Source organism: Bergeriella denitrificans NBRC 102155 (genome assembly GCF_001592185.1).
Taxonomy (GTDB): domain Bacteria; phylum Pseudomonadota; class Gammaproteobacteria; order Burkholderiales; family Neisseriaceae; genus Neisseria; species Neisseria denitrificans.
The window spans coordinates 1-1,297 of sequence record NZ_BCWL01000327.1; the positions used below are offsets into that span (position 1 = coordinate 1).

The window sequence follows — 1,297 nt, forward strand, 5'->3', positions numbered from 1 at the left end:
TGTCTCCGACTATATATTTATCTGCCGATGCGCGTATGGCTGCTTTCGATACCGGTTTTGATTTCACCGTAAAACTCGTTCGTTCCGCCGGAAGACAAACCGCCGGCGCACGCGGCCAACATAACGGCCATTGCCGACAATAATATCACTTTGCTTAACTTCATCGCTGACTCCTGTTGAACAAGCCGTCTGAAAATCGACATTTTCAGACGGCTTCGGATTTACTTGGTACTGCGGCGGAAATGGTAGGCCATGATTTCAAATCCGTTTTTGAAATACAGGCGGTGGGCATCCGCGCGGTCTTGGCTGACATGTACATTCAGATGGATTTTCTCAATCCCCGCTTCCGCACCGATACGGCGCACTTCTTCCAGCAGGCGCGAAGCATAACCTTTGCGGCGGTTTTGCGGCATCGTCACGATATCGTCGATATGGATATGGTGTCCGCTCGCCAAATTGTAGGCCACATGGAAGCCACACACGGCTACCGCATTCTGTTTACCCTCTTCAAAAATACCGAGCAGGCGGTATCCGGCAGGACGCTGGTGGCTATTGATTTGCTCGACAAAGCGGTGGATGTCGGTCAGCGACGAACGCAACACGCTCAAAGCCGCAAAAGCCGTAACCGTTTCTTCCTCAGAAATTTCCCGCAACATACCGACCGCAGCGGCAGCACTCTCCGCTTTCTTCTGCTGCTCCGCCGCATGTTTTTCCTCAATCGCCTGCGCCAGCAGCACACGCTCCTGAGACGGCTCGCTCTCTCCGGCCTCCGCACGCTCCTCCAATAAGGTTTTGCAGTCGATAATCCGCAAATCATTATCTGCCGCAAAATCCATCAAAAAGCGGAACATGGCAGGATTGGTTTCTTCCAGCTTTTTATCCACAGCCACACAGCGCACCTTATCCACCAAAATCGGGCGCACCCATTGCGAATACGACAGCCTGTTGTCTTTATCGAAAGACGACAAAATACCGCACAAACGCTCCGCCCAGTCGCTGGGTCGGAATACTTTGCCTTTGGTCGTGGTACCGTGAATCACAACTTCGTAAGGATTACAAACCAACATCGCTCATTTCCCCAAAAAATAATTCTAATTATACCTGAGCCGCCCGGTTTTCTTATATGTTTGTGTGGAAAAAGAGCCGAAATTTAGATATTTTGTCCAAAATTTGAAATAAATATTCATTACAATCGACTACAAATCAAGACACCTTCACACTCGTAGCCTGACCGCGCCTATTTATCGCAAAGTTTCCCTTTCTTTTGAATCATACTGAATAGTGCCTGCCGTAATTT

The 1,297-nt window shown here is 49.3% G+C and carries 2 protein-coding genes; both read right to left on the reverse strand.

The annotated features are described in order from the left end of the window. Nucleotides 1-17: 17 nt before the first annotated feature. Complete coding sequence (locus BDE01S_RS11460) at nucleotides 18-164, reverse strand: hypothetical protein (protein ID WP_169798096.1); 147 nt, start codon at nucleotides 162-164, stop codon at nucleotides 18-20. Nucleotides 165-221: 57 nt separating this feature from the next. After that, nucleotides 222-1,067, reverse strand: a complete 846-nt coding sequence (locus tag BDE01S_RS10580; protein WP_066081360.1) for a GNAT family N-acetyltransferase — start codon at nucleotides 1,065-1,067, stop codon at nucleotides 222-224. Nucleotides 1,068-1,297: the final 230 nt, after the last annotated feature.

What these genes read in the sequence shown, in the direction of transcription:
- BDE01S_RS11460 (WP_169798096.1), bottom strand. Translation starts at nt 164, where the DNA reads ATGAAGTTAAGCAAAGTGATATTATTGTCGGCAATGGCCGTTATGTTG.
- BDE01S_RS10580 (WP_066081360.1), bottom strand. Translation starts at nt 1,067, where the DNA reads ATGTTGGTTTGTAATCCTTACGAAGTTGTGATTCACGGTACCACGACC.